At 60.7% G+C, this 15,130-nt stretch carries 16 protein-coding genes and 1 pseudogene; 8 read left to right on the forward strand and 9 right to left on the reverse strand.

Annotation, left to right across the window (positions count from 1 at the left end; genetic code table 11):
* Positions 1-542: 542 nt before the first annotated feature.
* Complete coding sequence (locus tag ACZ2HM_RS02970; RefSeq protein ID WP_470426191.1) at positions 543-1,766, forward strand: IS256 family transposase; 1,224 nt, start codon at positions 543-545, stop codon at positions 1,764-1,766.
* Between the two features lie 267 nt (positions 1,767-2,033).
* On the opposite strand, the gene ACZ2HM_RS02975 is transcribed toward ACZ2HM_RS02970, so the two are convergent.
* The 4 genes from ACZ2HM_RS02975 to ACZ2HM_RS02990 all read right to left on the reverse strand — a co-directional run bounded on the left by ACZ2HM_RS02975 (position 2,034) and on the right by ACZ2HM_RS02990 (position 8,642).
* Entirely contained in the window at positions 2,034-5,351 is a 3,318-nt protein-coding gene (locus tag ACZ2HM_RS02975; RefSeq protein ID WP_470426192.1) for an error-prone DNA polymerase, read from the reverse strand.
* Entirely contained in the window at positions 5,348-6,901 is a 1,554-nt protein-coding gene (locus ACZ2HM_RS02980) for a Y-family DNA polymerase (RefSeq protein ID WP_470426193.1), read from the reverse strand. The genes ACZ2HM_RS02975 and ACZ2HM_RS02980 overlap by 4 nt, the downstream gene beginning before the upstream one ends.
* Complete coding sequence (locus ACZ2HM_RS02985) at positions 6,822-7,553, reverse strand: ImuA family protein (RefSeq protein ID WP_470426194.1); 732 nt, start codon at positions 7,551-7,553, stop codon at positions 6,822-6,824. The genes ACZ2HM_RS02980 and ACZ2HM_RS02985 overlap by 80 nt, the downstream gene beginning before the upstream one ends.
* A 699-nt stretch (positions 7,554-8,252) precedes the next feature.
* On the reverse strand, positions 8,253-8,642 hold the full coding sequence (locus ACZ2HM_RS02990; protein ID WP_470426195.1) for a hypothetical protein: 390 nt from the start codon (positions 8,640-8,642) through the stop codon (positions 8,253-8,255).
* Between the two features lie 183 nt (positions 8,643-8,825).
* On the opposite strand from ACZ2HM_RS02990, the gene ACZ2HM_RS02995 reads away from it, so the two are divergent.
* Both ACZ2HM_RS02995 and xth read left to right on the forward strand, forming a co-directional pair.
* Positions 8,826-9,122, forward strand: coding sequence for a GNAT family N-acetyltransferase (locus tag ACZ2HM_RS02995; RefSeq protein WP_470426196.1), 297 nt, complete (start codon positions 8,826-8,828; stop codon positions 9,120-9,122).
* A 76-nt stretch (positions 9,123-9,198) separates the two neighbouring features.
* Positions 9,199-10,020: an exodeoxyribonuclease III gene (xth, locus tag ACZ2HM_RS03000; RefSeq protein WP_470426197.1), complete on the forward strand. Its 822-nt coding sequence runs from the start codon at positions 9,199-9,201 to the stop codon at positions 10,018-10,020.
* On the opposite strand, the gene ACZ2HM_RS03005 is transcribed toward xth, so the two are convergent.
* Positions 9,990-10,319 carry a hypothetical protein gene (locus ACZ2HM_RS03005; protein WP_239019028.1) on the reverse strand — a complete coding sequence of 110 codons (330 nt, stop codon included), beginning with the start codon at positions 10,317-10,319 and terminating at the stop codon, positions 9,990-9,992. The two genes, xth and ACZ2HM_RS03005, sit on opposite strands and share 31 nt — an antisense overlap.
* Positions 10,316-10,771, reverse strand: a complete 456-nt coding sequence (gene trxC / locus ACZ2HM_RS03010; protein ID WP_470426198.1) for a thioredoxin TrxC — start codon at positions 10,769-10,771, stop codon at positions 10,316-10,318. The genes ACZ2HM_RS03005 and trxC overlap by 4 nt, the downstream gene beginning before the upstream one ends.
* A 428-nt stretch (positions 10,772-11,199) precedes the next feature.
* Between trxC and ACZ2HM_RS03015 the strand changes: the two genes are divergently transcribed.
* From ACZ2HM_RS03015 to ACZ2HM_RS03025, 3 genes are all read left to right on the forward strand, one after another.
* A complete protein-coding gene (locus ACZ2HM_RS03015) occupies positions 11,200-11,370 on the forward strand; it encodes a hypothetical protein (RefSeq protein WP_470426199.1) in 171 nt (56 codons plus the stop codon).
* A 99-nt stretch (positions 11,371-11,469) separates the two neighbouring features.
* Complete coding sequence (locus ACZ2HM_RS03020; RefSeq protein ID WP_470426200.1) at positions 11,470-12,120, forward strand: SOS response-associated peptidase; 651 nt, start codon at positions 11,470-11,472, stop codon at positions 12,118-12,120.
* Positions 12,117-12,308 (forward strand): DUF6961 family protein, encoded by a 192-nt coding sequence (locus ACZ2HM_RS03025; protein ID WP_470426201.1) that lies wholly within the window; start codon positions 12,117-12,119, stop codon positions 12,306-12,308. The genes ACZ2HM_RS03020 and ACZ2HM_RS03025 overlap by 4 nt, the downstream gene beginning before the upstream one ends.
* 10 nt (positions 12,309-12,318) lie before the next feature.
* Here ACZ2HM_RS03025 and ACZ2HM_RS03030 read toward each other — a convergent pair whose 3' ends face one another.
* The 3 genes from ACZ2HM_RS03030 to ACZ2HM_RS03040 form a co-directional block, all read right to left on the reverse strand.
* On the reverse strand, positions 12,319-12,825 hold the full coding sequence (locus ACZ2HM_RS03030) for an alpha-ketoglutarate-dependent dioxygenase AlkB (protein ID WP_470426202.1): 507 nt from the start codon (positions 12,823-12,825) through the stop codon (positions 12,319-12,321).
* Between the two features lie 271 nt (positions 12,826-13,096).
* Entirely contained in the window at positions 13,097-13,546 is a 450-nt protein-coding gene (locus tag ACZ2HM_RS03035) for a DUF488 domain-containing protein (RefSeq protein WP_470426203.1), read from the reverse strand.
* Positions 13,547-13,745: 199 nt separating this feature from the next.
* A complete protein-coding gene (locus ACZ2HM_RS03040; protein ID WP_096063764.1) occupies positions 13,746-13,952 on the reverse strand; it encodes a hypothetical protein in 207 nt (68 codons plus the stop codon).
* A 199-nt stretch (positions 13,953-14,151) separates the two neighbouring features.
* On the opposite strand from ACZ2HM_RS03040, the pseudogene ACZ2HM_RS03045 reads away from it, so the two are divergent.
* Positions 14,152-14,399, forward strand: a pseudogene (locus ACZ2HM_RS03045) (HU family DNA-binding protein).
* A 192-nt stretch (positions 14,400-14,591) separates the two neighbouring features.
* Positions 14,592-14,975, forward strand: a complete 384-nt coding sequence (locus ACZ2HM_RS03050; protein ID WP_470426204.1) for a hypothetical protein — start codon at positions 14,592-14,594, stop codon at positions 14,973-14,975.
* Positions 14,976-15,130 lie beyond the last annotated feature (155 nt).

The raw sequence follows: 15,130 nt of genomic DNA on the forward strand, positions 1-15,130 counted from the left end.
TCCCATTTCGAACGGATGTCATTTTGCAGCCGTTTGTGCAGGATCTGTTGAACTGCTTGGTCGAGCGATGTTGGGGGGAGGGTGATCGTCCCGGTTCACGGCCAGATCGGCACCCTTTGAAAGAGCCGCAAATTCATCGCGTCCTATGGTGAAGACCAGCTCGGGTCGGAAGCAGGGCAGGGAGGATTGAATGCTGACATTGATGTTAGCTGGGGAAAGACATAGTCGCAGAAAATGAGACCGTTACAATAAGCGTCTGATGTTTCAGTTTTGCCGTCTGCCCAGCAGCCCTGCGCCCTCAAAATCCGAACATGCTGATGCAAACCAGCCAGGCATAGGTCTGAGGGTCAGCCGAAGTTTGCCGCCGTCCCAGCTGGCCACTGGTCGGTAGGGTTCATAGGCTAGGCTATTATCATAGATCTCGGCCTCGTCGGAGATGACGATCGCCGCAGATAGATTTTCCAAGCTTTTGTAGTAGCGACGTCGGGACTGTCAGGATTTCCGTGTGTGGCCGGGCATAATGGGTAACAAGGAGTCCCACTATGTCACGACGCAAAGAACCCGTTATTCCCAATGCGCTTCTCGACCAGCTTTTGGCCGGAGGCGCTGCCAGTGCCGCATTTGAACAAGGTGGCTTGCTGGATTCGCTGAAGAAGGCGCTGACGGAGCGCGCGTTAAACGCGGAGATGGATCACCATCTTGCGACAGGCGAAGGTGCCGGCAACACGCGCAACGGCTATGGCCGGAAGACCGTAATGACCGAGACCGGCAAGCTGGAGATTGATGTCCCGCGCGACCGCCAGTCCAGCTTCGACCCGCAGCTGATAGCCAAGTATCAGCGCCGCTTTCCGGGCTTCGATGAGAAGATTGTGTCGATGTATGCGCGGGGCATGAGCACGCGGGAGATCACCGGGCACCTGCGCGATCTGTACGGTATCGACGTATCGTCGGATCTGATCAGCACGGTGACCGATGCTGTCCTCGACGAAGTTGCCACCTGGCAGCAAAGGCCGCTCGGCCCGGTTTATCCGTTGGTTTTCTTCGACGCGATCCGGGTCAAGATCCGCGATGAAGGCATGGTCCGCAACAAGGCGATCCATATCGCGCTGGGCGTCCGTGCTGATGGCGCCAAGGAGGTTCTGGGTCTGTGGCTGGAGCAAAACGAAGGCGCCAAGTTCTGGCTGCGGGTGATGAACGAACTGCGGAACCGCGGCGTCGAAGATATCCTTCTCGCTGTCGTCGATGGCTTGAAGGGCTTCCCTGATGCGATCACCGCCGTGTTCCCGGAGGCAATTGTTCAAACGTGCATTGTCCATCTGCTGCGCAACTCCATGGACTTCGTATCCTGGAAAGACCGCAAAGGGCTGGCAACCGCGCTCAAGGAGATTTACCGCGCCACAGATGCTGACGCTGCCGAAAAGGCGCTGACGGCGTTCGAGGCCAGTCCCTGGGGCCAGCGCTATCCCGCGATCGGCCAGAGCTGGCGGCGTGCCTGGGGTGAGGTCATCCCGTTCTTCGCCTTCCCAGACGACGTGCGGCGCATCATTTACACGACGAACGCGATCGAGGCGCTGAACTCGAAGCTCAGGCGCGCGGTCCGGGCCAGGGGCCACTTCCCCAGCGACGATGCCGCTACAAAACTGCTCTATCTGATCTTGAACCGATCGGAAAAAGAGTGGAAAATGCCGCCGCGTGAGTGGACCATGGCCAAGACCCAGTTCGCCGTAATCTTCGGCGAGCGCTTCATCAGGGCCATGGCGGCGTAATGTTCAACCGCCCGGCCGCACACGGAAATCCTGACAGTCCCCGACTCAAATTGTCGCAAACATAGATGCGCGTTGCCGATGACACTGCGTGGCACCCAGGTCGTTTCATCGCTTGGGATGAAGAGGTGAAACTTTATCTCTTTCTGGCTCCGGTATCTCTCAAGGTAAAAGCTGCGCTCCTTATCGTAGTTGACGGTATGCGCCGTCGCGCAAAGTGTGGAAGGCAGATATGGGGTTTTGACAAAGCCCGCTTCAGTGACAAAGATCTCACCGAAAATCCCTTGGCTTCACCTTGATGCCTTCGGTCGGCCGCCCTGGAATGATGCCCGATCCCAGCCTCAGGTCAGGGATGTATATCTCGCGTGCCTTACGACCGAGCAATTTGCTGTCCGGGTCCCGAGGATCAGGTCCGCCCCCGTTGTTTGCGCCGTCACCGCGCGCCGGGCGGAAGACGTTGGCAAGATCGCTCCGTTCGCCCACGCTTGCCAGCAACCCCGACAGATTTTCTAGCCGTTGGGCAATGACGTGAATGACCTCGCCTTCTTTCTGAACCTGACCGCGCACGCCCAGCATGGATGCGCCAAGGACAGTCCCGCGATTGGCTTCGAATATTTTGGTCCAGACGACAAGATTTGCGATCCCGGTTTCATCCTCGATAGTGATGAACATGATGCCCTTGGCAGAGCCGGGGCGCTGCCGCACCATGATGATCCCTGCAAGATTGACCCAGCGACCATCGCGGATGTCAGAAAGCGCCGCGCACGGGACCATCTTCCTCGCTGCCAAATCCTCCCTGAGAAAGGTTACCGGATGGGCGCGGAGCGATAGCGCGAAGCTGCGATAGTCTTCCACTACCTCCTGGCCTTCCGCCATCGGCGAGAGCGCGACCTCGGGTTCGACCGCTTCAGCGCGGAGCTTCCCCTCGCGCTCGTCTGCTGCGGCAAAAAGGGGTAGGGGGCTGTCTCGCAACCCTTTCACATCCCACAGGCCAGTGCGACGGCTGTGCCGGAGCGACCCGAAGCCATCAGCATCGCCGATCCGATCGAGCGCACCAGCACCCACGCCGGCTCTGCGCTGGATTTCTTCCACTGAAGCATAGGGCTCTGCGCCACGGGCCGAGACGATCGCCGCGCCGTCCAGATTGGCAAGATCGCGGACCATGCGCAGCCCAAGGCGCACGGCCTTGTACCGCCGGTTCCCCTCTTCAAGCGTGCAGTCCCAGCGACTATGGTTCACATCGACCGGACGGACCTCAACGCCATGTTCGCGTGCGTCGCGGACGATTTGGGCTGGCGCATAGAAGCCCATGGGCTGAGCGTTCAGCAACGCCGCACAGAATACATCTGGATGATGGCATTTGAGCCAGGAGGAGGCATAGGCGATGAGCGCGAAGCTGGCCGCATGGCTTTCGGGGAATCCATAGGAGCCAAAGCCTTCGATCTGCTTGAAGGTCTGTTCGGCAAAAGCCTGCTCATAGCCGCGCTCGACCATGCCGCCGATGAGCTTGTTGCGAAAATGGCTGACCCCGCCGGTCAGCTTGAACGTCGCCATCGCCCGCCGCAAAAGATCCGCCTCGCTAGCGGTAAAACCGGCGCACTCAATTGCGACCCGCATCGCCTGCTCCTGAAAGAGCGGGACGCCGAGCGTCTTTTCGAGGACCCGGCGCAGCTCCGGCTTGGGATAGCTGACCTCTTCCTTGCCTTCGCGGCGCCTGAGATAAGGGTGGACCATGTCGCCCTGGATGGGGCCAGGCCGCACGATGGCGACCTCGACGACCAGGTCATAGAATGTCCTTGGCTTGATCCGCGGCAGCATCGCCATTTGCGCCCGGCTCTCGATCTGGAAGACGCCAAGCGTGTCAGCCTTGCGGATCATCGCATAGGTTGCAGGATCTTCTGCCGGTATCGTGGCGAGGTCGAGATGGATGCCCTTCTCCGCGCGCAGAATATCGAAGCCGCGTCGCATGCAGCTGAGCATCCCCAGCGCCAGCACATCGACCTTCATAAACCCCATGAGGTCGATATCATCCTTGTCCCATTCGATGATCTGGCGATCATCCATGCGGGCAGGTTCGATCGGCACCAACTCGTCGAGCCGATCGCGCGTCAGCACAAAGCCGCCAGGATGCTGCGAGGAATGGCGCGGCGTATCTATGAGCAGACGCGACAGGTCGAGCGTCAGCGCAAGACGGCGATCGGACATATCAAGATTGAGCTCGGCGACATGGCGGTCTTGCACACCCTCGCGGCTCCACCCCCAGACCTGCCCTGACAGTGCATCGGTGACGTCGGTCGAAAGCCCGAGCGCCTTGCCCACCTCGCGGATCGCGCCTTTGGTGCGGAAGCGGGAGATGACGGCAGTCAGCGCGCTATGGTTGCGGCCATAGGTCTCGTAGATCCACTGGATCACTTCCTCTCGCCGCTCATGCTCAAAATCGACATCGATATCGGGGGGCTCGCGTCGCTCAGCGCTCACGAACCGTTCGAACAGCAGTTCGGTGCGCACCGGATCGATCGAGGTGATGCCAAGGCAGTAGCAGACCGCCGAGTTCGCGGCCGATCCCCGGCCCTGGCACAAAATGTCTTTCGAGCGCGCAAAATTGACGATCGCGTGGACCGTCAGAAAATAGGGTGCGTAATCGAGCTGGGCGATGAGACGCAGCTCATGCTCCAGCTGGGCTCTTGTCTTGTCGTCAATGCCGTCTGGATAGCGGGCAGGGGCTTTTGCCCAGGTAAGGCGCTCCAGTTCCTGCTGCGGTGTACGCCCGCTTTTACCGATTTCATCAGGATATTGATAACGCAACTCCTCAAGGGAGAAGCGGCATTGCTCGGCGATAGCGACACTTCGCCGAACTGGCTCTGTGTCCCCAAGATAGCGCTCGAACAGCCGGTCCAGCTCGTCGGCGTCCTTGAGGTGCCGGTCTGCGATCTGCTCGCGTCGCTCGCCCAGATCGTCGATCGTGCATTTCTCGCGGATACAGGTCAGGACATCCTGCAGCATTCGGCGCTCGGGGGTGTGGTAGAGGACATTGCCGGTGGCGACGGTCGCGACGTGCGCCTGCTGTGCCATCTGTGTCAGGCGCCGCAACCGTAACGCGTCGCCGGGCTGCCGCTGCAGGGTCAGCGCGAGATAGCTGCGTTCCTGAAAGATGGATGAGAGGCTGACGAGGTTCGCTTGCGTTTTTGCGTCGTCGCTATCGGGGATAAGGATGGCGATCAGTCCCTCGCTCCATGTCGCGACATCATCCCAATGGAGTGCGCAGCCCCCTTTGCCGGCGCGTGATTTGCCGAGCGTCAGCAGACGACAAAGGCGACCATAGGCAGCGCGGTCTGTGGGATAGACAAGCAGACCAGTGCCACAGTAAAGATCCAGCCTGCAGCCGTTGATGACGCGCACGCCCGTCGAACGGCCAGCGTCCCAGGCGCGCACCAATCCCGCCAGACTGTTGCGGTCCACGATGCCGATCGCCGGCAGGCCCAGCATGGCGGCGGCGGTCAGGAGTTCCTCAGGCGAGGATGCACCCCGCAGGAAGCTGAAATGGCTCGTCACCTGCAACTCGACATAGCGCTGATCGGCAAGGCTCATGCGAAGGCGCCATGGATGAACCAGGCCATCGGCCCGGTCGACGACCATTGGCCGTCGCCCAAGCGAAACAGCCAGTAGCGCCCGCCGCCCTCGACCTCGACCTGGAAATAGTCGCGCACGAGATAGGGGGTATCGGCTTCCAGCCCCTTGTCGCGCCACCATTCGCCCTGGAGGCGTTCGGGGCCATCGGCCTGGACGACTTTGCGCCGCTTGCCCCGCCAGACGAACTGGGCAGGCGGATGGTCGGGCATCATCGCGATCACCTGGATTGGCTCGGGCGGTTCTATCATGCGGCCCGGGCGCGGCAGGACAGCGTTCCAGCGCCGATCCGCGCCCTCGCGCAGCGCCATTGTGCGCTTGACCGTTCGTTCGGGCATGGCGGACGAGCAGGGCGTCGTGCCGTACAGCCGGTCTCGGCCGAAACGGTTCGCCAGCGCGTCGATAAGGGCACCAAGGTCCGGGCCGCGACGCGCATCGCCTGCAAGATCAGCCTGTGCGCTGCGGAGCGGTTCAACGATCGGCGCGATCAGGATCATGGTCTCGATTCCAAGGCCTGGATTAATCCGCTCGATCCTGGGAACCAGGAGCTTTGTCAGATGGCGAGCATCCCTTGTAGGAGACGCCATCCCGATCCTGACAGACTGATATCGGCCATCGACCCGTTCGCAATGGAGGTCGAGGCGCCGCGCGCCGGTGCCGTCCCGCATCAACGCAGCGCAAATGTCCTCGGTGAGATCGCTGATGACCTTCGCGATGGCGTCGGCCGTACCGATGGGTTCAAGAAGCCCGCGGCGCGCCTGGGGCAGTGATGGCGGGAAGATCGGCGCCATCGCCTCTGGCGCATGGCCAAGCGCCTGGTCGAGGCGGCAGTAGAGTTCATGTCCGTAGCGGCGCGCAATGGGACCGCGCGGCTCGGCAATGAGTTGCTCGATCCGGGTGAAGCCCATCTTGTGCAGATCGCTTGCCACTTTTGCCGGGATGCGCAGGGCGGCAAGGGGTAGAAGGCCGACCGCCTTCTTCTGGTCTCCAGGAACAATGATAACCGGGCGACCGGCAGGGACATGGCGAGCGACCGCATGCGCGCAGCCCGCCGTGTCAGCAACAGCGATCTGTGCTGTAAGGCCCGAGCCGTTCACCCGGCGGAACAGGTCCTTGACCAGCGCTTCCTCGCCGCCGAACAGTTCGCCGCATCCGCTGATGTCGAGCCATAGGCCATCGGGGTAATCGACCGCGACGAAGGGGGCGTAGCGCTGCCCTGCCCATAGAGCTAGCCGCTCAAGCCCTTGCGCGTCGGCCGCTTCGTCTGCATCGAGCACGTCAAGATCGGGCACGATGGTCCTTGCCTTGGTGACGCTCATGCCGGGCATGATGCCAAGGCTGCGGCCAAGCACGTCCACCGCCGCGATCAGCTTGCGACCGTGCGATTCTATGGCCGTGACAAGCGGCGGCCGGGATGGCGCTGCGTTCGCCTCAGACGGCGATACGCCACGCTTCCTGCTGATCCGGTCTGTCGACCAGTATGGCAGGTAGAGCGAGACGACCCTGCGCATCGCAGGCCTCCACTATCCAGCTTTTAGGTTCTGCGCCGCGGACGCGCTCGAGCGCGACCGACCAGCGCGGGCGGGCAAGGGCAGGAATGCCCAGATCTGTGCTCGGTGACGCCGTAACGCGCCATCGTGTCTGCGCTGCTGAGCCCTCGATCAGTGCGTCCGCCTTGGCGGCGCGACGCAGGATGAACGCAGTCACCCCGGACCCTTCGGCAGCAAGCTGAAGCCGTTTCGACGCGGTCGTCGAGAGCTTTGAAACCTCGCCCACAACGCCGGCGATGCCAGCCACGCGCAGGCAATCTTCCATCGCAATGAGCGCGCCCTTGTCATCGCCAGGCTCGACGATGGTCAGGCGGTCAGGATGAAGGCCTGCAAGGTCGAGGGCAGGGGTGAACAAATCGCGCCAGCGCAGACACCAGAAAACCGGGCCTTCCATGCGCGCCAATATGCCTGCGATGAATATCGTTGCGGCTGCGTCGTCGCAAATGTCGGGAGAGCCCAGAACCTCATGCAGTGCGCCGGTTGCAAGACCATTTCCGGGCAGATGATCGTCGATGTCGTCAAGGCCGAAAGGATGGACGCCATGACGGTGCCCATCGCCCGTCACATGGGCGATCGACGAACGCAAATCCTCGAGGATGGCATTGCGGGGCATTCCTTGGTCTCATCGGTCTAATAGAGTGTTCTCTTTCTGTTCTCCATGACTCCCCCGACTGTCAAGTTAGTCGAGCGCCTGTGTCGGGGTGAACGAGGTCCTGCTTGGGGCATCCGACGGATCCAACGTCATGGATTCCCTGGATCGTTTCGCGACGCGATCGTGCGTTCACAAAATATTGAGCGCGAGAGAGCATCGAGGGGCGATGCCCGGATCGATATCGCCAAATCATTCGGTCGCTGTTCGCCGTGTCCGCATTCCGAATCGGGGACGATCAAAGAGATGCAGATGTCTGTTTCCCAGCACTTGAAACAGGAGAGATCAGGCTGGTGACGAGTTCATCCGGCGTTCAAAAGCTAGGAACCAGGCGGGTTCACCCGGCAGTTTCGAAAATCGATATCGTTATCGAGTACCAAAGCGACCATCTCGCCATCTATGATCAGGGCAGCGCCTGTTGCTTCAAACCGTCGCCCAAGCGATGAGTCCCTTGGCCTGAGCGCGACCGTCCGTCTCCCGATCGTTACGAGCGCGCCATCCGGGCTGATCTTGGCAAGGAAGGTTCGACCGCCGTCGCAATATATGGTCAGCTGTTCGCTGTCCGATGCGCAGGCTGCGGTCGGAACAGCGGCGACAAGCAGGGCGGGAAGGAGAAGGCGTCCCATCGAAACAGATGCTCCATGGGAGGGTCCCACGCGAAGCTTAACCTTCCGGCTCCAGCGGCGTTCCGTGCGACAGCGCATCGACGATCATGGCGGCGAGTGTTTCTTCGGCCCGTCCACGGGCGTTGAGGTCCTTTGACGACAGGTCGTGGCGAAGCCATTGCGGCGCGCGCGCGATGACACGCATGATGAGCTCGGAAGTCTCTTGGTCCATTTGGACCCTCTGGGTGGTCGCGTGCAGACAAGCAATCATCAAGGTGACACCCAAAAGGCGATCGTGATGAAAGCAGGGGACGCATAAAAAAAGCCCCGCCAGAGCAAGGCTCGCGGCGGGACCGAAGTTCAGGGAGGTGCCGCTCCAAAGGGGGGAAGAAGCGACAGAAAATGAAATAGCATGTTGCGATGAATGACGGGTGAAGCTGCTGTTCATGAGCGCTGCAGCTCGGCTTTTCCAGCAAGGCTTGTGGCTGCCACGGCATCGGAACGCAAAGGCCAGGCCGCATTCGTCAGCAGACAGCTCTAGCGGAACCTCACCATTGTCCAGCTGTTCGATCTATCGACCGGCTCTGCGAAAATCGCCGATGCATAGACCTGAAAGAAAGAGGAACCGAGCATGGCTGAGACGCAGGACGTCCGCGATAATGAAGGCGAGAGCCGCTATGAACTCAAGGTCGATGGTGGCACGGCTATTGCGGCCTATGAACGGCGCGATGGCGCATTGGTCTTCACGCATACGCAGGTTCCTGAGGCGCTTGAAGGGCAAGGCATTGCCAGCAAGCTGATCGCCGGCGCGTTGGCGGACGTGCGGGAGAAGGGATTGAAGGTCGTGCCGCTATGCGAATTCGTCGCCGGCTATTTTGAACGCCATCCAGAGGAGCAGGATTTGTTGGCGCTCGACGCGCCAGGCTGATCGCAGGGATGTGTGGATCATCCATGACTTATAACCATTCCCATGCCTCTCCCGCGCCAGCTAGGTCAACGCAACGATGAAGATCGCGACCTATAATGTGAACGGGATTAACGGGCGCCTGCCTGTCCTGCTAAGATGGCTGGGCGAAGCCGAGCCCGACATCGTCTGTCTGCAGGAATTGAAGGCGCCACAGGATAAATTTCCTGAAACCGCGATCCGCGACGCAGGATATGACGCGGTCTGGCACGGGCAAAGCCAGTGGAACGGCGTTGCGATCCTGAGCCGTGTCGGTGAAATTCACGAGACGCGCCGCGGGCTGCCCGGCGATCCGGACGATACGCAAAGCCGCTACATCGAAGCGGCGGTTGCCGGGGTTCTGGTGGCTGGTCTTTATCTGCCCAACGGCAATCCACGCCCTGGACCCAAGTTCGACTTCAAATTGCGCTGGTTCGAGCGACTTCACGACCATCTCGCCTCGCTCGTCGCTATAGATGCGCCGGTGGTCATCGCCGGTGATTTCAACGTCATGCCAACCGATCTGGATGTTTATGCGCCCGAGCGGTGGCGTGATGATGCGCTCTTCGCGCCGGAGGTGAGGGAAGCTTACCGCCATGTGCTGGAGCAGGGATGGAGCGATGCTCTGCGCGAATTGCATCCTGATGAGACCATCTACACCTTCTGGAAATATTGGCGCGGGGCGTTCGAGCGCAACGCGGGCCTTCGGATCGACCATATTCTGCTCAACGCAAAGGCACGCAGCAGGCTTGAATGGGCGCAGGTCGATACAGCGCCGCGCGGATGGGAAAAGACCAGTGATCATGCCCCGGTCTGGATCAAGCTCAACGACAAGCCGGTACGCAAAGCCCGTCAGTCAAGAGCGGCAAACCAGTCAGCATAGGGCGTATTGCGCGCCATATGGCGGTTATAGTCAGGTGTGCCGTCGGCCCACCAGACAGGGCCACGCTCGCCAAGTCCGCGTTTGGCAATGTCCACCGCCGCATGGGCTTCACGCTCGGCCGATACATCGCCGTTTTTACGGGCGTCGCGCACGGCTCTACGCGCCTGCATCAGATCCGATACCAGGGCAGCGCGAACGTCTTCATCCAACGCGGGATTGGCCAGCCGCCACAGGCGGCCGCGCACGACAAAATAACGGCCATCGGGCGTTGCCGGGTGGGTGGCGGGCTCCCGGCTCACGCCGGTCGTGCCGCCTCGCGCGCCCATGCAACGATGGCCTGTTGCGGCATAGCGCCCGATTGCCGCGCAATCTCGCGGCCACCCCGAAACAGGATCATCGTGGGAATGGACCGGATGGCATAGCGACCCGCGATCGCCTGATGCGCCTCGGTATCGAGTTTCCCAAGGCGCATATAGGGTTCGAGTTGTCCGGCTGCAGCGCTGAAGGCGGGGGCCATCTGACGACAGGGACCACACCAGCTCGCCCAGAAATCGACGAGCAGGGGAATATCGGACCGCGCGGCATGCGCGTCGAAATTATCTGCTGTCAGTATGACCGGCTCCCCGGAGAATAGGGGGCGCTTGCATCGGCCGCAGGTTCCGCCCTTGGCCAGCCTATCGCGGGGCAACCGGTTCGCCGTTGCGCAAGCCGGACATAGGACAATCAGGGCATCATTGGGCGCCGTAGCCATTCTGGTCTCCATCATACATCGTCTTGGATGGCATAGATGACATAGATGGGATCAGGCAGCCCGAATGTCAGGCCCCTCGAAGGCGAGCACGTCCTGGCTGGACGTTGGCTTGCGCGTTCGAAAGTCGAGGACGTCGATTGTTGCGGTGGATGGGGTGGCGCTTCCCACGCCTGACCCGCGACATACGCGGCCATGGCTATCATCTTCAGCGACAGGGGTTGGTCGCCGATCTCACCAATCCCATGTGAGAGATATGGTCGTGGACCCACGCTATCGCTGCCTCATTGTCCTTACCGACTTCGCCAATCCTGACGGCATGCCCGGCCACAAGACGAGAACCTGGTTCTCGGTCAAACATGCGCCCGTCATGGCCTGGGCCGGCTTTTGCCGGAACTGCCCGACTACGGACCGGTCTATGCCGGATGACCATGGCCGCCAACGCCGCGGTCATGCCGACCAACGCCAGGATGCCGGTCCTTCTCGATTCCCATGAATATGACGCCTGGCTGCACGGCGGCATCAGGGACCTCACCGGATTCCAGCATCGCGCGCCCTTTGCTGCTGAGCGCATGGTCGTCGAGCAGACAGAAGATCTCTGACGCAGCGGAAAATTGCGGGCAAAGGCGCAGCCGCAGCTTGCCTTGCTCTGAGCGTTGCGCAATAATCGCAGTCGGGCGGCGCAACAGGCAGATGCGACGATGTGCAACCTCTATACTGAGCGACTAAGCGCAGCCGAGGTGGCGGCGCATTTCGGCGTCGAGCCGCCTGATATCGCTGCCATGAACGTGCCGGACGAAGTCTATCCCGGCTATCCTGGCATGGTGGTGCGCGAGGCAGAAGGAAAGCGGATCCTTCAATCCATGGTCTGGGGGTTTCCGCTGGTCCTGCGCGGCATGAAGCCTGTATCCAAGCCCAAGCCTGTCAATAACATCGCTGACCTGCGCAAACCCATGTGGGTCGGCCTCGCGCAAAAGCCGCACTGGCGTTGCCTCATTCCGCTGACCTCCTTCGCAGAAGCGGAGGGCGAGAAGGGGAGCAAGACCCGCACCTGGTTCAATCTGAAGGATCGCCCCGTCTTCGCCTGGGCCGGGCTTTGGCGGGAAAGTCAGGAATGGGGCGCGGTCTATTCAGGCGTCATGACCGACTGTAATGAAGCGATCCGTCCCGTGCGTGATCGCATGCCTGTGCTTGTCCATGAGGATGAATATGACCAATGGCTCGGCGGATCGTTCGACGAGGCGATCGCTTTCCAGGATCGCTGCTTCCCCGACGATCTGATCGAGATGACGCGCACCAGCGATCCCTGGAACAAGCCGCGGGCAGCAGCATCTGCGCCGTCGCTGCTGTGAGGGCCGATCTTGAACGTTGGGCTGAAGCGCTGGCGGTCGAGCAGGAACATGGCGCGAATGCAGGCGACTATATTGCAGAAAGGGTAGGAACGCTGGCGCTGGCGGGCGATCAGGCCGGTGTTGCGCGTTGGCTCGCCATTGCGACGCGCCTGGACCAGCTTCTCGATGCGGGCGCCATGGCGCATTGACGGTGGGCAGCTATCTGATCATGTTCCGGCCCGCGAGTTTCTCAGCGAGCGTACGGAAGGTGATCGACCAGCGGGTCTCTTCCATTTCGCCTATGCTATGTTCCCATTGGTACCGCGCTTCGCCATGAAGATGATAGATCGAACGCGGTGCCAGCGGGACGGTGACGCGATCGAACCCGCCGGCCTTGCGTCGCCGAAAACGTAACGGGGCAGATACGCCCAGTGAAATGCCAACGACATGGTCGAAGACCGGGCGATCGCGGTGCCAGCCAATGCCTGCGCCGGGATCATATCGGATCAAAAGTGCCTGGGCGAGGCTGGCGGGCTCGAGGCCAGCAAAGGCGGCGGCTTTGTCGCGTATAGGCAGCAGCCAATCAGGCATGGGATCCGTCGGCCCGAAGCGGGCATCGTCGAAATCATAGCGCCAGCCAAAGGAACTGGTCAGGCGTTTGCCAAGCCAGCCTTGAAAGCGGAATGGCTCGAGTGCGGTAGCATTGATCCCGGCTATCAGGGTCAATTCCTCCTCTCGCGAGAGGAGGTCTTCACGATAGGAAAGGCCCGGGATTGCCGGGGTCGCAAACAGATCGGGAAACAGGCTAACCATCCACACCTAGATGGGAGACTTCGGGCTCAAGGCAACCCGACGAAAAGATGCGTCCCGTGATGGGCATCAATGCGATCTGCTAGACCGAAATGTGCGGGCGTGTATCGCGCAGTTAACAGCGTCATCACTCTGAGTCGTGGCGGTCGTTCTTTGGACAATCGTCCAGACACAATCGACTTCGCGTTTAAACGGATGGCGTAGTTGCGGGGAAAAGATCGATCCGTTCGGCACCTGGCATTATGGCGTCGATCAGAAGAGAGCGGTGGCAGCCGCCCGGCTCGCGCTCAAAACAAAGGAGGGCGGTAGGCTTATCTTGCGCCATTTCGATCAATTGGGCACCCTGGACGATAGCTTCGGGCAGGTAGAGCTGCCCGGCGTAGATCGCAGCGAGGCGGGCATGATTGCCTTTGCGCGCTGCCTCGCGACCCTCGGGCGGCGTGCCCAGCGCCTTGAGACCGACATAGTCGATACCTGCCTCCTTGAGACCTGCGGCAAGGATATTCTTGGAGAAGCCGGGCCTGCGCGAGAGCGGAACGGCACGCACGTCTGCCAGCAGGGTCACGCCGACCGCTTTCAACGCCGTGATGAGTTCGGCCTGGGTCGCGCCTTCATATCCGATGGTGAATATTTGCATGGCATCGCAGATAGGGTCACCACCGGCGAATTGCACGATCCGGCGCGGCCGATTTAGGTAATTAGGGAATTAGGGGGCGGTACAGCCCTTCTTGGGAACCGTGCGTTGTCCAATCATTGCGATAGAATATCTAAACTGATGCGTCGGTTGCGCGTGGCCGTCCTTGCCGCCGAAAGGCTGTGGATCATCTGCGCTCATCCTAGCCGCCGTTTTTAGGCGTCACCCAAACTTCGACCGGCGCTACAAACTTGCCAGGTGCGGGCTTTCCCACATGGACGCGATCGGCGGTCACCAGTTCGCCGCTCTCCAGGTTGAAGCTGGCCCAGGGTTTGGGCATCCGCCCGAAGGTCATTTTCTGGATGGGCTGGCCGGTGGCCGAATTCATGATGGTTGCGACGATAGTCATGGCGGCGCGATAGCTGCCGTAGACAGCGCCTGTCCAGAGCCATGAAAATTGGTCATCGTGGCTGTGACGATGCCGCCGCTTGCGCAAGATCGCAGGCAGTGGCTAGAGGTGCAGCGCTCATTTCTAGAAAGGTGGCTGGCGCGGCCAACCCGGTGGTGGTCTAGGCATGCCATGAAATAATGGCGATCTCGCCGATGCGATTGCGAGCGAACTGGGTTTTAGAAGGCCGACGCCCGCAAAGCTGTCGACACGCTGTTTTTGGCCATTGCCGATGCCGGCGCCAAGGGCGATGAAATCTCCCTAAACGGCTTTGGCAAGCTCAAAGTGAAGGGAAGTGACGCGCGCGAAGGCCGCAATCCCTCAACTGGCCCCACAATCCAGATCGCTGCGGCGAAAAAGCTTGGGTTCACGTCGGCAAAAGCGCTGAAGGACAAGCTGAATGGCTGACCTTCACAATGCGCCGCCAGTTCGGGGCGTAGAATTGGCAAGCCAGACGGTGGGTCTTAAAGAGCCCAGGCTGCTGGTGCCTGTATTTGAGTATAAGAGGGTGGCGACCGTTTCGGGAGGCCCTCCCGGCGCGATGATGGAACGCCCGCACTTTGCGACCGCAAAGCCTGGCTTAGCAATTGGAGGACATCGATGTCTGACGAGATGACCGACGAAGAGAAGATCTTCTTCACCCTCGCGCTAGTAGAACAATGTTTCCGCAACACGCAGCTAGAGGATCTCCATGCTGGCGCGGCCGTGCACAGCGAAGCGGGGGACTATAGCGACGTCAAGGTCGTGACACCTTATGGTGACATCTCCTGGACCCGGGTGTCGCGCATTTCCCAAGAGGAAATGAAAGCCTTGATGATCGAGGTGACGAACAAGGTCTTTACGTTTTTGACCCACGCCGATGATTTGATGGTGGTCGGCGCTGCTCAGCGCTGGAACAAGCCGGAGCTTGATCCTGGGATGGTACGATATGCACGGCGCCGGGCCGCCGCGCGGTCAGGCAATCCTCTCGAAGACCTCGACTAGAATTTCGAGGACGGAGTTGGATAAGCGAAGGAGCTTGACAGTGGGGAGGGCGGCAGTGGCGAAAAGATGCGCTGTTCATCCAGATTTATTTTCAGGTGTGCGTTTGTTCGCTGTGGAAAATTCTCATCTTTCCCACGCCATGTACTTTGAAAGTG

It is taken from the genome of Sphingobium sp. KKT206 (assembly GCF_055640555.1).